Origin of the sequence: Cobetia sp. MC34, from assembly GCF_018340035.1 — a bacterium.
GTDB classification, from domain to species: domain Bacteria; phylum Pseudomonadota; class Gammaproteobacteria; order Pseudomonadales; family Halomonadaceae; genus Cobetia; species Cobetia amphilecti.
In genome coordinates this window covers 18576-33379 of sequence record NZ_JADPPY010000001.1, presented here as the reverse complement: position 1 = coordinate 33379, position 14804 = coordinate 18576, and the positions used below count along the sequence as shown (strand labels likewise).

The window sequence follows — 14804 nt, the reverse complement described above, 5'->3', positions numbered from 1 at the left end:
GCCGTAAATCCTCTCGGCATTGAAGCGTCAGGCGCGTACAATCGCGCGCTGGACGTGTAGCCCAGTGTCAGTTGCCGCATATCGACGTGAAAGCGTGATGGTGAGGGGGCTGGCAAAAGCAACAAGTTGCTCATGCATTTTGACACCGGGAGGGGGAATCCCTATTATGGCGCGCCTATGTTGACCACAAGACTGCCGACCAAGGTCGAGCCCTACCGGCTGGCGTCAGCGGGTAAACGCCTTGAAGGCGTGATTCCACTGGCGAACATGCCCCGTGCTGTTGAGGCCATCGGTGCTCAGGAAGGGGACGTCAGCGTCTCCATGACCTTTGACATCGACACTCAACGTCGCAGCTTCATCGAAGGCTCCATCGCCTTCGAGGCAAGTCTGCTATGTCAGCGTTGTCTGGGACCCACCGAGCCGGAGCCGCTTTCCAGCGAGTTCCTGTTGGGTCTGGTGACCAGCGATGCGCTGGCGGCGCAGCTGCCCGGTGAGTACGAGCCGGTAGTGGTGGAAAACGAACAGCTGGATCTCCTGACAGTGATCGAGGATGAAGTGCTCCTGGTCCTGCCGCAGGTGGTCTACCACGAGGAGGCCGATTGTGCCGTCTCTCGCGACCAGCTGGCCAGCGGTGTGGAACCCGAGGCCTCGGACGCACCCGCTGTGAATCCATTCAGTGTGCTTCGCACCCTGAAGGACAAGCACTGAACTCAATTTGTCGACAAGATTGGAGTAATCCCCATGGCAGTTCAGCAGAACCGCAAAACTCGTTCCAAGCGTGGCATGCGTCGTAGCCACGATGCCCTGACTGCACCGACCCTGTCCCAGGACAAGGAAACCGGTACAGTTCACCTGCGTCACCACGTCTCTGCCGACGGTTTCTACCGTGGCCGCAAAGTCGTTGATGCATAAGGCATTGATGCAGCGCGCGGCGTAACGCCGTGCGTATCGCCATCGATACGATGGGCGGGGACTTCGGTCCCCGCGCTACGTTACGGGGCACGGCCAGTGCGCTGTTGCGAGACTCGCAACTCAGCGCCATCCTGGTCGGCCCGCAGCATCTACTGGATGCCGAGTTAGACTCCCTCCCTGCTTCACTCTCCCGTGTTCGTGATCGCCTTCAGACACTCGCTGTCGACGGCATTGTCGCGTCTGATGCTCGCCCGTCCCGCGTCCTGCGCAGCCGCGAGCCCAGCAGCATGTCTCAGGCCCTGGGCCTGGTGGCGAACGGCCAGGCGGATGCCTGTGTCAGTGCCGGCAATACCGGCGCCTTGATGGCGCTGGGCATGCGCGAAGTGGGAAGAGTGAAAGGGGTGGAGCGACCTGCCATCTGTGCCGCGGTGCCCACGCGCGGCGCGCGCGCCTGCAGCCTCCTGGATCTCGGCGCCAACGTCGATGTCGCACCGCACCATCTGCTGGCGTTCGCCCGCATGGGCGCGATGCGCAGCCGCCTCATCGACGCGGTCGAGCGTCCACGAGTGGGGCTGCTCAACGTGGGGGTCGAGTCGGTCAAGGGGACGGCGCAGGTGCAGGAAGCGCACGCCCTGCTGGCTGGCAGCGAGTCGGATTTCGACTACCTTGGCTTTGTCGAGGGCGGCGACCTCTTCTCCGGCAAGGTGGATGTGGTGGTCTGTGACGGCTTCGTCGGCAATGTCGTGCTCAAGAGCAGTGAAGGGCTTGCGCAGATGCTGTCGGCACAGCTGGGGGCGACCCTGGCGGCCAGCTGGCGCACGCGCCTGATGGCGTGGCTGGCGCGCCCGGCGCTGACACGACTCTCGCGTGAACTGGACCCGGTGCGCTACAACGGCGCCAGCCTGCTGGGCCTGGCGAGCGTGGTGGTGAAGAGCCACGGCGGCGCGGCGGCGGAAGGCTTTGCCTTTGCCGTCACGCGGGCGGCCAGCGAGGCTCGCGAGCAGTTGCCCTCGCGCCTGGCGCAGGCCCTGGAAGGCACATACTCACGCTGAATGAGTAAATTGGTCTGATTTGTTCCTGTTGGGGTCGAGCTTCGGCGCACACGGTGCGACAATGCCAGCGCTTCACGGCCGGGCGGTGAAGGCGGACGGGAATCAGGGGCAGGCAGCTCCTACAGGAAGCCCCCGCAGGACAGCAGCATGACGTAAATGACAGGAAGCAGGCTTTCCCCTGGCAGAAGCGTGAGACACGACAGTGGTCGTCTCGCTTGCGAGCCAGTGGAAATCGGGTTTCTTGACCCGTGTCAGTCCCACCTGAACAGATGGAAATGGTGACAGCAATGACAGATTCCCTGGCCCTCATCTTCCCGGGACAGGGCTCCCAGCAGGTCGGCATGCTGCGGGAGCTGGCGGAGCGCTATAGCGTGGTCCGCACTACCTTCGAGGAAGCCTCTGACGCGCTGGGGCGCGATCTCTGGCACCTGACACAGGAAGGCCCGGCGGAGGAGCTCAATCGTACCGAGCTGACCCAGCCGGCGCTTCTGACCGCCAGTGTCGCCATCTGGCGCGTCTGGCAGGAGCTGGAAGGCCCGCGCCCGGCGCGCATGGCCGGTCACTCCCTGGGTGAATACAGTGCCATGGTCTGTGCTGGCGTGATCGGTTTCGCCGAGGGCGTCAAGCTGGTCAATCTGCGCGGCGAAGCCATGCAGACTGCCGTGCCGCAGGGTCAGGGCGCGATGGCGGCCATTCTCGGTCTCGAGAATGCCCAGGTCGAAGCCGCCTGTGCCAGTGCGGCACAGGGTGAAGTGGTCGCGGCAGTCAACTACAATGCGCCGGGACAGGTCGTCATCGCCGGTGGCACCGCTGCCGTCGAGCGTGCCATCGCGGCATGTCAGGAAGCGGGTGCCAAGCGCGCCATGCCGCTGCCGGTGTCGGTGCCGTCGCATTGTGATCTGATGCGTCCGGCGGCCGACAAGCTGGCCGAGGCGATGAATGCCATCGATTTCCGTGCGCCGCGCTATACCGTCATCCAGAATGTCGATGCCAAGGCGCATGACGACGTCGAGACACTGCGTCAGCGTCTGATCGAGCAGCTCTATCAGCCGGTGCGCTGGACCGATTGCGTCAATGCCATGTTCGACAGTGGCGCGCGCAGCTTCATCGAATGCGGTCCGGGCAAGGTGTTGACCGGCCTTGGCAAGCGCATTCAGCGTCAGGCGCGTGGCCTGGCCGTGAATGATCCGGATAGCCTGGAAGCGGCGCTGGAACTTGCCCGCGAGACCGCTGCCGAACAGAATCAGTAAGCTCGTGGCTGGCCCATCTGGCCGGCCATGTGACTTGGATCAGCCAACTCAGGACTCAAGATGACGAGCGAACGCAGAATCGCACTGGTGACCGGTGCCAGTCGTGGCATCGGCCAAGCCATCTCCCGTGAACTCGGCCGTCAGGGCCGTATCGTGATCGGTACTGCCACCAGCGAGAAAGGGGCAGCGGCCATCGGCGCTGACCTCGAGGCGCACGGTATCGAAGGCGCGGGCATGCTGCTCAACGTCACCGATCAGGCCAGCGTCGACGCCGTGCTCAAGGAAATCGGCGAGCGCTTCGGCGCCCCGACCATCCTGGTCAACAATGCCGGCATCACGCGTGACAACCTGTTGATGCGTTTGAAGGAAGATGATTGGGACGCGGTGCTCGACACCAATCTCAAGTCGGTCTTCCGTGTCAGCAAGAGCTGCCTGCGCGGCATGACCAAGGCGCGCTTCGGCCGCATCGTCAACATCTCGTCCGTGGTCGCGACCATGGGCAACCTCGGTCAGGTCAACTATGCTGCCGCCAAGGCAGGCATGGAAGGCTTTGCCCGCTCGCTGGCGCGCGAAGTCGCGTCACGCAATATTACCGTCAACTCAGTGGCGCCGGGCTTCATTGCCACTGACATGACTGAAGCATTGCCGGAAGCGCAGCACGAAGCGTTGCTCGGCAACATCCCGCTGGCGCGCCTTGGCCAGCCGGAAGAGATTGCTGCGGCAGTCGGCTTCCTGACCAGTGATGCAGCAGGCTACATTACCGGTGAGACGTTGCAGGTGAACGGTGGCATGAACATGCGCTGAACCCCACGCAGGGACGTGGTTGCGTCCTTTTGGGGTGGCCTATAAACTACGCCCAGCTTTTTCGAGCTGCGGATTCCGTACCACTAGGAGTGATTGTTAAATGAGCACCATTGAAGAACGCGTCAAGAAGGTTGTGGCTGAGCGCCTGAACGCCAAAGAAGAAGAAATCCAGAACTCTTCCTCTTTCACTGAAGACCTGGGCGCCGATTCCCTGGACACCGTCGAGCTGGTGATGGCTCTTGAAGAGGAATTCGATACTGAAATTCCTGACGAAGAAGCAGAGAAGATCACCACCGTGCAGGAAGCTATCGATTACATCGTCAACCACCAGTAAGGTGTGTTGAAGCGATCACGGAGCAACCTGTTGCTCATGGTCGTGATGCAATTGTCTGTACGTTCAAGAGCCGCACTGTTCCTCAGTGCGGCTCTTGTCGTTCAGGGATGTGCTGCGCAATGCCGCGCCGACAGGGCGCGTATTGCATGGTGGTAGGCGGTGGGCTTCGTGACAAATGTCCCCTTGTGGCAAGTGTCGGAATTCCTTCGTGAAAGTGGCCAGAAAAGCGCTTGAAAACCGACTGCCCACGCATGGCCAGGTTTCTGTATAATGCGCTCAATTACCGTCCGGGCGTCCATGGCCCTGGCGTGCCAATTCGATAGTTTTGGAGGAGACACGATGCCTCGCAGAAGGGTAGTGGTAACAGGTCTTGGCCTGGTAACCCCGGTCGGGAATACCGTCGAGGAAAGCTGGAGCAACATCAAGGCGGGCAAGAGTGGCATCGCGGCCATCGAGCATTTCGATGTCAGCGGTTTCAATACCCGTTTCGGTGGCTCCATCAAGGACTTCGATGTGGGTCAGTACCTGAACCCGAAAGAGGCCCGCAAGATGGACCTCTTCATCCAATACGGTATCGCGGCGGCCCACCAGGCCATCACCGACTCCGGCATTGAATGCACCGAAGACAACGCCGAGCGCATCGGTGTCGCCATCGGTTCCGGTATCGGCGGCCTGCCGATGATCGAGCACAACCACAAGGCGCTGGAGAAGGGCGGTGCACGTCGCATCTCGCCGTTCTTCGTGCCGGGCTCCATCATCAACATGATCTCCGGCAATCTGGCGATCCAGTTCGGTTATCGTGGTCCGAACATCGCGATCACCACCGCCTGTACCACCGGGACGCACAACATCGGTTACAGCGCACGTACCATCGCCTATGGCGATGCCGACGTGATGGTGGCCGGTGGTGCCGAGATGGCGACCACGCCGCTGGGTCTGGGTGGCTTCTCCGCAGCGCGTGCGCTGTCGACCCGCAACGATGATCCGCAGGCGGCCAGCCGTCCGTGGGACCGTGACCGCGATGGCTTCGTGCTGTCCGACGGTGCCGGTGTCGTCGTGCTGGAAGAGTACGAGCACGCCAAGGCACGTGGCGCGACCATCTACGCCGAGGTGCTCGGGTTCGGCATGTCCGACGACGCTCACCACATGACGGCGCCGCCCGAAGACGGCCGTGGTGCGGCCGCCGCGATGCGCAACGCCATCCGTGACGCCAAGCTCGAGCCGAGCCAGATCGACTACATCAATGCCCACGGCACCTCCACCAATGCCGGCGACAAGGCGGAAAGCCTCGCCGTCGAGTCGGTGCTGGGCGACGCGGCACGTGATGTGGCGGTCAGCTCCACCAAGTCGATGATCGGTCACCTGCTGGGCGCTGCCGGCGCGGTCGAGGCCGTGTTCTGCGTGCTGGCGATGCGTGACCAGATCGCGCCGCCGACCATCAACCTGGACAACCCGGCCGAGGGCTGCAATCTCGATTACGTGCCCAACGTCGCACGTGACATGAAGATCGAGTACACCCTGTCCAACTCGTTCGGCTTCGGTGGCACCAACGGCTCGCTGGTGTTCGGCAAGCTCAAGGACTGATCACACGCTTTCGTGTTCTCTCTCCTCAGACGCGCTCCCATCCGGGGGCGCGTTTGTCTGTGGGGCGTCACCTGCTTTGCGTGTCGTGTCCGCAACCGTTCTCTGGAGGGCTGTATCGATGACGACTGATGCCTCTGGCAACAAGAGCTCTGAAGACAAGCGTGCTCTTGCGGCGCTCGCCGCCGATCTGCCCAGTGATGACCGTGGCCTCGCCTATGGCGAGGGCGTGTTCGAGACGATTCTGGTGCGTGAGGGGCAGCCGCAGCTGTGGTCCTGGCACGAGGCGCGCCTGACGCGCGGTTGTCAGCGGCTGGGGATTGCAGCGCCTTCGTCAGCTGAGTTGGCGGGCTGTCTGGCGGTCTGCCAGGGCGAGGGGCTTGAAGTGCTCAAGCTGATCGTCACCGGCGGCTCCGGCGGGCGGGGCTACATGGCGCCTGAGTCACCGGAGACGCGCTTGCGGGCACGCGCGACGCCTTTTGCGGTCAATCAGCAGGCGCGGGGTGGCATCACGGCGCGGGTCTGTGAGCTGCGAGTGGCCGAGCAGCCGGCACTGGCGGGGCTCAAGCACCTCAACCGGCTCGAGAACGTGCTGGCGCGCCGTGAGTGGAGCGACACGGCCATCAGCGAGGGCCTGTTGCTCAATGCGCAGGGTGAGCTGATCGAGGCCACCAGCATGAATCTGGCCTGGTATCGTGACGGGCGCTGGTTCACGCCGTGTCTTGATCGTGCCGGTGTCGAGGGCACGCTGCTGGCGGCGCTTGAGGCCGAGATGGTGTTCGAGCGAGTGCGTGAGGGGCTTGAGTCACTCGCGTGGGCCGAGCGGGTCGTCGTCATGAATTCCGTGCAGGGCGTCTGGCCGCTGCGCACCCTGCTCAAGGCCGATGGCGCGATTCTGGCTGAGTGGAAGGATGAGGCGCATCCGGCGCTGGACGAGTTGAATCACACTGTCGCGCGCTTGCTGGGCGAGCCCGCGAACTGACGGAAGACGACGAGCGTCAGCAGGCATGCCTGTGCGGTCGTCGCCTTCGCCATGAAGACTGGAAACCTGATTATGCGAGTGTTCAAGATCCTCCTGATGCTGGTAGTGCTGGCCGTGGCTGCGGGTGTGGTGGGCTTTCGTTATTGGCAGGCGCAGTTGCTGTCACCGTTGGCGATCGAGAAGGAACAGCTGTTCGAGGTGCCCAAGGGCGCCAGCCTGACCAGGGTGGTGAGCGAGCTCGAGTCACAGGGCATCATCGAGGCGAGCTGGCCGTACAAGGTGTGGTCGCGCCTCGAGCCTGAGGCCGTCAATGGCCTGCGCGCCGGTGAATTCCGTCTCACGCCGGGCTTGAACGGCCGTGAGCTGGTGGCGCTGCTGTCCAGTGACGATGTGGTCAGCTATACCTTGACCGTGCCGGAAGGTTGGACCTTCGCCCAGATGCGCACTGCCATGGATGCCTCGCCCAAACTTGAGCACACGACTCGCGACATGAGCGACGAGGAACTGATGGCGGCCGTCGGTGCAGAGGGCGAGAAGCCGGAAGGGCGCTTCTTCCCGGACACCTACCGCTATCACAAGGGCGTCAGCGACCTCTCGCTCTACAAGCAGGCCTATAGCCGCATGAGCAAGACGCTGGAGGAAGTCTGGGCCGGGCGTGACGACGACCTGCCGATCACCAGCGCCTACGAGGCGCTGATCATGGCGTCACTGATCGAGCGCGAGACCGGCGCCCCGGAAGAGCGCGACGAGATCGCCGGCGTCTTCAAGCGTCGCATGGAGCGTGGCATGCGCCTGCAGACCGACCCGACCGTCATCTATGGCCTGGGCAAGGACTATGATGGCTCGTTGTCGCGTGCCGACCTGCGCAAGCCGACGCCCTGGAATACCTATGTGATCACCGGCCTGCCGCCGACGCCGATCGCGATGCCCGGGCGCGCCGCTCTGGAAGCGGCGGTGCATCCCAAGGAAGGCGATACCTACTACTTCGTCGCCAAGGGTGAGGGCAAGCATCACTTCTCGCGCACGCTGCGCGAGCACAACAATGCCGTGCGCCGTTATATTCTCAATCGGTAATGCGTGGCGAATGAGCTGAAACCCGTGTGGCGAACAGGGTCTGCCATGCTGCACGGGGGCTTTCGTCGCGAGTCATCTGCTGTCTGAATCAGGAAACATCATGTCTTCACGTCCGAGCGCATCAAGCACGACGTCTTCTCGCCACGCCGCCAGCGCGGCGGCCACCCAGGCTTCGCCCGCTGGTCGCTTCATCACGCTGGAAGGCGGTGAAGGCGTCGGCAAGAGCACCAATGTCGCCTTCGTGGTCGCCGAGCTCGAGGCGCATGGCCTCGAGGTCGTGCGCACGCGTGAGCCGGGTGGCAGCGAGCGAGCGGAAGCCATTCGCCAGTTGTTGCTGGACCCGGCGCCGGCCGAGTCGCTGAGTGATGATGCCGAACTGCTGTTGATGTTCGCCGCGCGTGCCCAGCATCTGGCCGCGACCATTCGCCCGGCGTTGGCGCGCGGTGCCTGGGTGGTGTGCGATCGATTCACCGACGCGACCTTTGCCTACCAGGGCGGTGGCCGCAACCTGCCGCTGGCCGATATCTCGGCGCTGGAATCCCTGGTGCAGAAAGGCTTGCAGCCGGACCTGACCCTCCTGCTGGACATGCCGGTCGAGGCGGCGCGTGGCCGTCTGGCCGCTCGCCGCGCCGAGACCGGTGAAGGCGCCGACCGCATCGAGCAGGAAGCCGAGCAGTTCTTCGAGGCGGTGCGTGTCGGCTATCACATGCGTCGTGACGCCGACCCCGAGCGCTTTGCCACCATCGATGCCGGTCAGTCGCTTGAAGCCGTGCAAGCCGATATCGCGGCGGTGCTGGCGGCTCGCGTGGCGGCCTGGCAGGCGAACACTGCCACGGATGAGCAGCCATGAGTGCTTCAGACGTCAGCAGTGGTGTCACGCTTTCGAGCTTCTCGCCGCTGCCGTGGCAGCATTCGCTGTGGCAACACTTCACCGCGGTGCACGACAACGGTCGCCTGCCGCATGCGGTGATGCTCAGCGGACCGTCGGGGCTTGGCAAGCATGAGCTGGCCGATGCGATGATCGCCCGCGTGCTGTGTCGCACCGCTCAGGGCAAGCCCGGCGCGGCGGCCTGTGGTGAATGTCATGGCTGTCATATGCTGGCGGCGGGGCATCACCCTGATCTGATGGCGGTCGCGCCGCAGGATGTCGGCAAGATGATCCGCATCGACCCGATCCGTGAGGTCAATCGCTTCGTCTCCCAGACGGCCCAGCAGGGCGGCTACCGCGTCATCCGTCTGCAGCCGGCGGAGTCGATGAACATCGCCTCGGCCAACGCCTTGCTCAAGAGCCTCGAGGAACCCGGCGCCAATACGCTGTTCATTCTGCTCAGCGACATGCCGTCACGGGTGCTGCCGACCATTCGCTCGCGCTGTCAGCAATGGCCGCTGGTGATTCCGCCGGCCGAAGAGAGCCTGCCGTGGCTCACGCAGCAGCTGGGCGAGGATGCTCAGGCCCTGCTGCGCATGGCGGGCGGTCTGCCGCAGCTGGCGGTGCGTCTTGGCGAGGCGGAGCAGCGTCAGCTGCGTCAGGCCTTGCGCGAGCTGTTCGATGCGCTGGTGCGCGGCGGCGAGCCGGTGGCTGAAGCGTGGCGACTGGAGCGCCAACCGCTGGCGCAGGTGCTGTGGTACGGTATTGCCTGGCTGGAAGACCTGATTCGCATGGGCCTGTCCGGCAACGCCAGCGACCTGCGTGACCCCAGTCTTGAGCCGCTGCTGAGACAGGCGGTCAAGAACGGGCGCACCCAGGACTGGTTCAAGCTGCTGGATTTCGCCCGCGAGCAGCGCCGTCTGCTGGCCGCGGGCGGCAACCCCAACCCTCAGCTGGTGCTGGAAGCCTGGCTGGTGCGTTGGGCCGCCTTGCTGCGCTCCTGAATGCGCAGCTGCCTTTTTCTGGCGTGAAGGTCTGAGCGAAGAGCTGAGGAAAGGCCTGAGCGATGCCCGCGTGGAAAGCTACGAGGCTGCGCGAGGCAAGGCGGGCAGGCTAGACTGAAGCCAGCCAGGCCGCTTGCTCGCCCTGCGTCAGATAACAGCAGGCAATGGCCGAAGAATACGCATTGATACGCAGCGTGAGCCCTCATGTGAGCGCTGACGCTCGTCACGGGACTGCATGTGCCGGGAGACCGGCCGGAGGTGAAGGATGGATACCGCTCCACAGCAAGGCCAGAAGGCGCTCTCGCTGACCATTCGTGATCAGAAGACCCTGTTGGCCGCCTACATGTCGACCCTCGTGCGCGGCGGCATCTTCGTGCCGACCACCGAGCGCTACACCATGGGCCAGGAAGTCTATCTGCTGCTGACCCTGCCTGAGGAATCCGAGCGCATTCCGGTCACCGGGCGCGTGGTATGGATTTCCCCGCAGGGCGTCAGTGGCCGGCGCACTGCCGGGATCGGCATCCACTTCAGTGAAGAGGACCGCCAGGTGCGTGACCATATCGAGAACCACCTGGCCGGCATGCTCGGCAAGGGTCACGCGACCTATACGCTGTAGCGCGAGCGCAGCGTCGCTTCATCATCTCGACCGGCAGTGCCATGGGCGCCCGCCGGTCGAGCACGTTTTTCGCCGCGCAGCGCGTGGCCATCAGTAGTGAGAGTTTCCGGATGTTTGTCGATTCGCATTGCCACCTTGATCGTCTGAAACTGGAAGAGCACGGCGGCAGCCTCGAGGCCGTGCTGGACGCCGCGCGCGCCCGTCACGTGCACCAGTTCCTCGCCATTGCCGTCACGCTCGACGATGTGCCCGAGATCTCGGCCATCGCCCAGCAGCATGAGGATGTGGTGATTTCCGCCGGTGTGCATCCGCTGCATCAGGTCGACCCGGAACCCACGGTCGAGGACATCAAGAAGTGCGCCGAGCGCTTCGGCGCGGTGGCCATCGGCGAGACCGGCCTCGACTATCACTACGAGAGCGTCAGCCGCGAGCTGCAGTACGAGCGCTTCACGCGCCATCTGATCGCCGCGCGTGAGCTCGAGCTGCCGGTGATCATCCACACCCGTGAGGCGCGCGAAGACACCCTGGCGCTGATCAAGCAGCACACGGACCCCGCTGTCGGTGGCGTGCTGCACTGCTTCACTGAAGATCTCGACATGGCGCGCGTCGCGGTGGGCCACGGCTTCATGGTCTCCATCTCCGGTATCGTCACCTTCCGTAACGCCGAACACGTCCGCGAGCTGGCGCGCGCCATCCCGCTGGACCGCCTGCTGATCGAGACCGACAGCCCCTATCTGGCGCCGGTGCCGTACCGTGGCACCTCCAATGTGCCGGGCAATGTGGTCGAGGTCGCCGAATGCATCGCCGCCGAGCGCGGCATCACCGTCGATGAACTGGCGATGCAGACCACTGCCAACTTCTATCGCCTGTTCCGTGCCGCTGCGCCGGAAGCGCCGGACAACGTTCGCGAAGCGCTGGCCAGCAGCGGTATGCTCATCGATTGAGCGTGGTACCCCGCATGATCTGACCACCAGGGAGGGAACGTCATGAATCCAGCCGCCATCCTCACCCAGCTGGGCGACAAGGCCACCAGCGGCAAGGCATCGCCGCCGGTGGATCAATGGCACCCGGCGCATTGTGGCGAGATGGACCTCGTCATCTGCGCCGACGGGCGCTGGATGCACGAGGGCACGCCCATCGGCCGTGCGCGACTGGTGCACATGCTGTCGCGTGTCCTGCGCCGCGAGCCCGATGGCAGCTACTGCCTGGTCACGCCGGCGGAAAAGGTCACCATCCAGGTCGAGGACCGCCCCTTCCTGGCGGTGGACTGCTCCCGCGTCGAGAGTGATTCTGCGCCGGCTGAGCTCGGTCAGCCAGAGCCAGGACAGACAGAGCCAGGACAGACAGAGCCCGGACAGACAGAGTCCGGGCAATCCGAGCCTCAGCCGGACGTCTGGCAGCTGGTCACCGATCAGGGCGATGTCGTGCGACTGGAAGGGGAGACCTGCCTGACGCTGAGCGAGACGCCGGACGGCCTGCGGCTGCCGGAAGTGCCGGTGCGCTTCGGCCTTGCCGCGCGCCTGCACCGCAACCTCTACTATCGGCTGCTCGAGAGCGCCGAGACGCATGAGCAGGAAGACGGCAGCCTGACACTCGGCTTCATGAGCGGCGGGCGCTTCCAGATTCTGGGACAGCTGGCGGCCGATGAGGTCGAGGTCTGAACCTGTCTGCGCTTGTCTGAACTTGTTTGAGCCTGCCGCCTTCCGCTCTCTCTTCCGTACGCCCCTCGCGTTCTGCTTCGCCCCTTTTCTCTCGCCGTCAGCCATTGCAGGTCTTCATGTCGTCACCACTTCCTCCCATCGAGCCCGACAGCACCGCAACCTCCGAGCCAGACGTTGCAGCATCGCCACTGGCGCTGGCCGTCGATCAGCTGACGCAACGGCTGACGGATCAGCAGCGCGCCGTGGTGGCGCATCGTGGGAGGCATGCGCGGGTAGCGGCAGTGGCGGGCTCGGGCAAGACCACCACGCTGGTGGCGCGGGTGCTGAGCCTGCTGGCGGAAGGCATTCCGGCTCAGCGGATTCTGGTGCTGATGTTCAACCGTTCGGCGCGCGAGGACTTCGTCGCCAAGCTGGCGCAGTCGGCCCCGCCGGGCACACGGCTGCCCGACATCCGCACCTTCCACTCCATCGGCCATCGCCTGACCACCACCCTGGTGCGCTGGGGCAGCCTCGAGCCGCGCGAACTCATCCAGCAGGACTGGGCGTTGGAGCGTCTGCTCAAGCAGGCCGCCCAGCGTGCGCTGGGCGATGCTGATCGCGCCGATCGTGAGGCGGCGCTGGAAGGCGAGCGCCTCGAAGCGCTCGCCCAGTTCTGTGATCTGGTCAAGGCCGAGATGTGCGAGCCGACGCTGCTCTACGAGCGCATGAATCTCGGCGAGCACACCGGCCACTTCGTCGAGTCCTTCGCTCAGCTTGAGCAGCTGCTCGAGCAGTACGGCCAGATGACCTATGCCGATCTGCTCTACCGGCCGCTTCGTCAGCTGGAGAAGGAGCCCGAGACCCGCGCACGCATCCAGGGGCATCTGCAGCACGTCATCATCGATGAGTATCAGGACATCAATGAGGCGCAGCAGCGCATGCTGGCGCTGCTGGCGGGTGCACCGTCCGGCGGCGAGCCGTCGCCCGGCGAAGCGTCGCCCGCGGCCTCCGGCGCCATGGCAGAAGTCATGGCCGTGGGGGATGCCAACCAGTGCATCTACGAGTGGCGTGGCGCGCGGCCTGACTACATGCTGACGCGCTTTGCCGAGAGCTTTTCCGCGCCGCTGGATTTCCCGCTCAGCTACACCTTCCGCCACGGTCATCGTCTGGCGCTGGCGGCCAATCACGCCATCGCCGCCAATGCGCGCCGCCCGGACCAGCTGTGTCTGGCCGCGCCCGGCACGCCGGCGACGCGCTTGTTCGAAGGCCAGGGCGCCGCCAGTCTGGTCGCGGCGCTCACGGCCTGGCGAGAGTCGGGTCGCAGTGGCGCCGAGGCCGCCGTGCTGGTGCGCAGCTGGGCGCTGTCGGTGCCGGTGCAGTTGCAGCTGCTCAAGGCCGGCATTCCCTTCCGGCTGGGGCAGGGGGATCGCTTCGTGTTCCGTCTGCCGCTGGTGCAGGCGCTGGCGGGCTATCTGGAGCTGGCGCGTGATGCCACGCGTCTGCGCGACCCGACGCACCTGCTGCTGCTGTTCACCCAGCCCACCGCCTTCGTCGCGCACGAGCGCCTCGAGCGCCTGTGTCAGCAGCTGGCCGACAGCCAGCGCTGGCCACGCAAGGAAGACCCTATCCTCGAGGGGCTCAAGCCGCTGCAACGCCGCAACCTGCACAAGCGCTGGAAGCTGTTGTGTGATCTGCCCTCGCTGGGCGCTTGGGCGCCCGCGCGGCTGCTGCGCCATGTGGTCGATGAGCTGGAGGCCGACAAGGTGCTGCGCCGCGCCGCGGCCCGGCGTGACAAGGGCGAGGAGGACGTGCGCCTGCTGGATGTGCTGATCGAGCAGGCAGGGGAGCTGGCCAATGACCCCGACGCCTTCATCAATCTGCTGCGCAATCCGGTCGAGGACGCCGCCGACGGCGTGCTGATCACCACGGTGCACGGGGCCAAGGGGCTGGAGTGGCCGCTGGTGGGGCTGTGGGGCATGAACGAGGAAGACTTCCCGGCCTACTCGCGTGACAACCCGCTGTCGCCGGAGCGCCTCGAGGAGGAGCGTCGCCTGTGGTACGTCGGCGTGACGCGTGCCCGCGAGCAGCTGCACCTGTGGCGTGACGGCGGCACGCATACGCCAAGCCGCTTCCTCGCGGAGCTGTGCGTGGAGGACTGCACCCGCCTCGGCGACTGGATTCACGGTGCCGGCAAGCGCGCCAAGCTCGCCCGTCTGCAGGCCGAGGAAGGTGATGAGGGCGCCCGTGAGTCAGCGGACGGAAGCGACGAGCGCCTGCGTGTGGCGGTGCCGGCACTTGGCGAGGCCTATCTGGCGCGGCTGCCTCTGGCACGTCACGGCATCACGCCGCCGACGCTGGAAGCGCTGCCGAAGAAGGCCGCCAAGTCCTCGGGCAAGCCGGCCAGCAAGTCGGCTGCGCAAGGCCAGTCCAGCTCGGGCGGCACCTATGCTCGCGGCGCTCGACAGGGCAATCGCTCTCCACGCGGCGAGCCGGCCGTGCTGCGACGCGTCGGTGATTGGGAGGTCGGTCAGCGCTTGCGTCACGAGAGCTTCGGGGAGGGGGTGATCGAAGAGGTCTCCGGCAATGAGGCCAATCCGCTGATCGAGGTGCGCTTCGCCGATGGCAACAAGCGCCGCCTGATCGCCACGCGTGCCCCGCTGACAGCCTTGTGACCCTTGTGACCCTTG

15 protein-coding genes are annotated in these 14804 nt (G+C 65.0%); all 15 read left to right on the top strand.

The window, feature by feature from the left end:
• The first annotated feature begins 177 nt into the window (after window positions 1-177).
• The gene (locus tag IZU87_RS00150; protein ID WP_213113338.1) at window positions 178-708 is read left to right on the top strand and encodes a YceD family protein; all 531 of its coding nucleotides are present in this window, start codon (window positions 178-180) and stop codon (window positions 706-708) included.
• A gap of 33 nt (window positions 709-741) precedes the next feature.
• Window positions 742-912, top strand: coding sequence for a 50S ribosomal protein L32 (rpmF, locus tag IZU87_RS00145; RefSeq protein ID WP_065392644.1), 171 nt, complete (start codon window positions 742-744; stop codon window positions 910-912).
• A 29-nt stretch (window positions 913-941) separates the two neighbouring features.
• Entirely contained in the window at window positions 942-1964 is a 1023-nt protein-coding gene (gene plsX, locus IZU87_RS00140) for a phosphate acyltransferase PlsX (protein ID WP_192838427.1), read from the top strand.
• Window positions 1965-2251: 287 nt separating this feature from the next.
• Window positions 2252-3214: an ACP S-malonyltransferase gene (fabD, locus tag IZU87_RS00135; protein WP_043331894.1), complete on the top strand. Its 963-nt coding sequence runs from the start codon at window positions 2252-2254 to the stop codon at window positions 3212-3214.
• A gap of 60 nt (window positions 3215-3274) precedes the next feature.
• Window positions 3275-4018, top strand: coding sequence for a 3-oxoacyl-ACP reductase FabG (gene fabG, locus IZU87_RS00130; protein ID WP_043331893.1), 744 nt, complete (start codon window positions 3275-3277; stop codon window positions 4016-4018).
• A gap of 100 nt (window positions 4019-4118) precedes the next feature.
• Window positions 4119-4352, top strand: a complete 234-nt coding sequence (gene acpP, locus IZU87_RS00125) for an acyl carrier protein (RefSeq protein WP_024950601.1) — start codon at window positions 4119-4121, stop codon at window positions 4350-4352.
• 339 nt (window positions 4353-4691) lie between these two features.
• Complete coding sequence (gene fabF, locus IZU87_RS00120; protein WP_043331892.1) at window positions 4692-5936, top strand: beta-ketoacyl-ACP synthase II; 1245 nt, start codon at window positions 4692-4694, stop codon at window positions 5934-5936.
• Window positions 5937-6054: 118 nt separating this feature from the next.
• On the top strand, window positions 6055-6915 hold the full coding sequence (gene pabC / locus IZU87_RS00115; RefSeq protein ID WP_213113337.1) for an aminodeoxychorismate lyase: 861 nt from the start codon (window positions 6055-6057) through the stop codon (window positions 6913-6915).
• A 72-nt stretch (window positions 6916-6987) separates the two neighbouring features.
• Window positions 6988-7989: an endolytic transglycosylase MltG gene (gene mltG / locus IZU87_RS00110; RefSeq protein WP_199852376.1), complete on the top strand. Its 1002-nt coding sequence runs from the start codon at window positions 6988-6990 to the stop codon at window positions 7987-7989.
• Between the two features lie 100 nt (window positions 7990-8089).
• On the top strand, window positions 8090-8839 hold the full coding sequence (gene tmk / locus IZU87_RS00105) for a dTMP kinase (RefSeq protein ID WP_213113336.1): 750 nt from the start codon (window positions 8090-8092) through the stop codon (window positions 8837-8839).
• Window positions 8836-9861, top strand: a complete 1026-nt coding sequence (locus tag IZU87_RS00100; RefSeq protein WP_054555003.1) for a DNA polymerase III subunit delta' — start codon at window positions 8836-8838, stop codon at window positions 9859-9861. The genes tmk and IZU87_RS00100 overlap by 4 nt, the downstream gene beginning before the upstream one ends.
• Window positions 9862-10126: 265 nt before the next feature.
• Entirely contained in the window at window positions 10127-10477 is a 351-nt protein-coding gene (locus IZU87_RS00095; RefSeq protein ID WP_043331891.1) for a PilZ domain-containing protein, read from the top strand.
• 110 nt (window positions 10478-10587) lie between these two features.
• On the top strand, window positions 10588-11421 hold the full coding sequence (locus IZU87_RS00090; RefSeq protein ID WP_213113335.1) for a TatD family hydrolase: 834 nt from the start codon (window positions 10588-10590) through the stop codon (window positions 11419-11421).
• Window positions 11422-11463: 42 nt separating this feature from the next.
• A complete protein-coding gene (locus IZU87_RS00085; protein WP_213113334.1) occupies window positions 11464-12138 on the top strand; it encodes a DUF1285 domain-containing protein in 675 nt (224 codons plus the stop codon).
• Between the two features lie 116 nt (window positions 12139-12254).
• Window positions 12255-14789 (top strand): ATP-dependent helicase, encoded by a 2535-nt coding sequence (locus tag IZU87_RS00080; RefSeq protein WP_249330354.1) that lies wholly within the window; start codon window positions 12255-12257, stop codon window positions 14787-14789.
• Window positions 14790-14804: the final 15 nt, after the last annotated feature.

Excerpts from the sequence above, each read along its gene's own strand:
- IZU87_RS00100 (WP_054555003.1), top strand. The coding sequence starts at position 8,836 with ATGAGTGCTTCAGACGTCAGCAGTGGTGTCACGCTTTCGAGCTTCTCG.
- rpmF (WP_065392644.1), top strand. The coding sequence starts at position 742 with ATGGCAGTTCAGCAGAACCGCAAAACTCGTTCCAAGCGTGGCATGCGT.
- tmk (WP_213113336.1), top strand. The coding sequence starts at position 8,090 with ATGTCTTCACGTCCGAGCGCATCAAGCACGACGTCTTCTCGCCACGCC.
- mltG (WP_199852376.1), top strand. The coding sequence starts at position 6,988 with ATGCGAGTGTTCAAGATCCTCCTGATGCTGGTAGTGCTGGCCGTGGCT.
- fabD (WP_043331894.1), top strand. The coding sequence starts at position 2,252 with ATGACAGATTCCCTGGCCCTCATCTTCCCGGGACAGGGCTCCCAGCAG.
- IZU87_RS00150 (WP_213113338.1), top strand. The coding sequence starts at position 178 with ATGTTGACCACAAGACTGCCGACCAAGGTCGAGCCCTACCGGCTGGCG.
- IZU87_RS00080 (WP_249330354.1), top strand. The coding sequence starts at position 12,255 with ATGTCGTCACCACTTCCTCCCATCGAGCCCGACAGCACCGCAACCTCC.
- fabF (WP_043331892.1), top strand. The coding sequence starts at position 4,692 with ATGCCTCGCAGAAGGGTAGTGGTAACAGGTCTTGGCCTGGTAACCCCG.
- acpP (WP_024950601.1), top strand. The coding sequence starts at position 4,119 with ATGAGCACCATTGAAGAACGCGTCAAGAAGGTTGTGGCTGAGCGCCTG.
- fabG (WP_043331893.1), top strand. The coding sequence starts at position 3,275 with ATGACGAGCGAACGCAGAATCGCACTGGTGACCGGTGCCAGTCGTGGC.
- pabC (WP_213113337.1), top strand. The coding sequence starts at position 6,055 with ATGACGACTGATGCCTCTGGCAACAAGAGCTCTGAAGACAAGCGTGCT.
- IZU87_RS00095 (WP_043331891.1), top strand. The coding sequence starts at position 10,127 with ATGGATACCGCTCCACAGCAAGGCCAGAAGGCGCTCTCGCTGACCATT.
- IZU87_RS00085 (WP_213113334.1), top strand. The coding sequence starts at position 11,464 with ATGAATCCAGCCGCCATCCTCACCCAGCTGGGCGACAAGGCCACCAGC.
- IZU87_RS00090 (WP_213113335.1), top strand. The coding sequence starts at position 10,588 with ATGTTTGTCGATTCGCATTGCCACCTTGATCGTCTGAAACTGGAAGAG.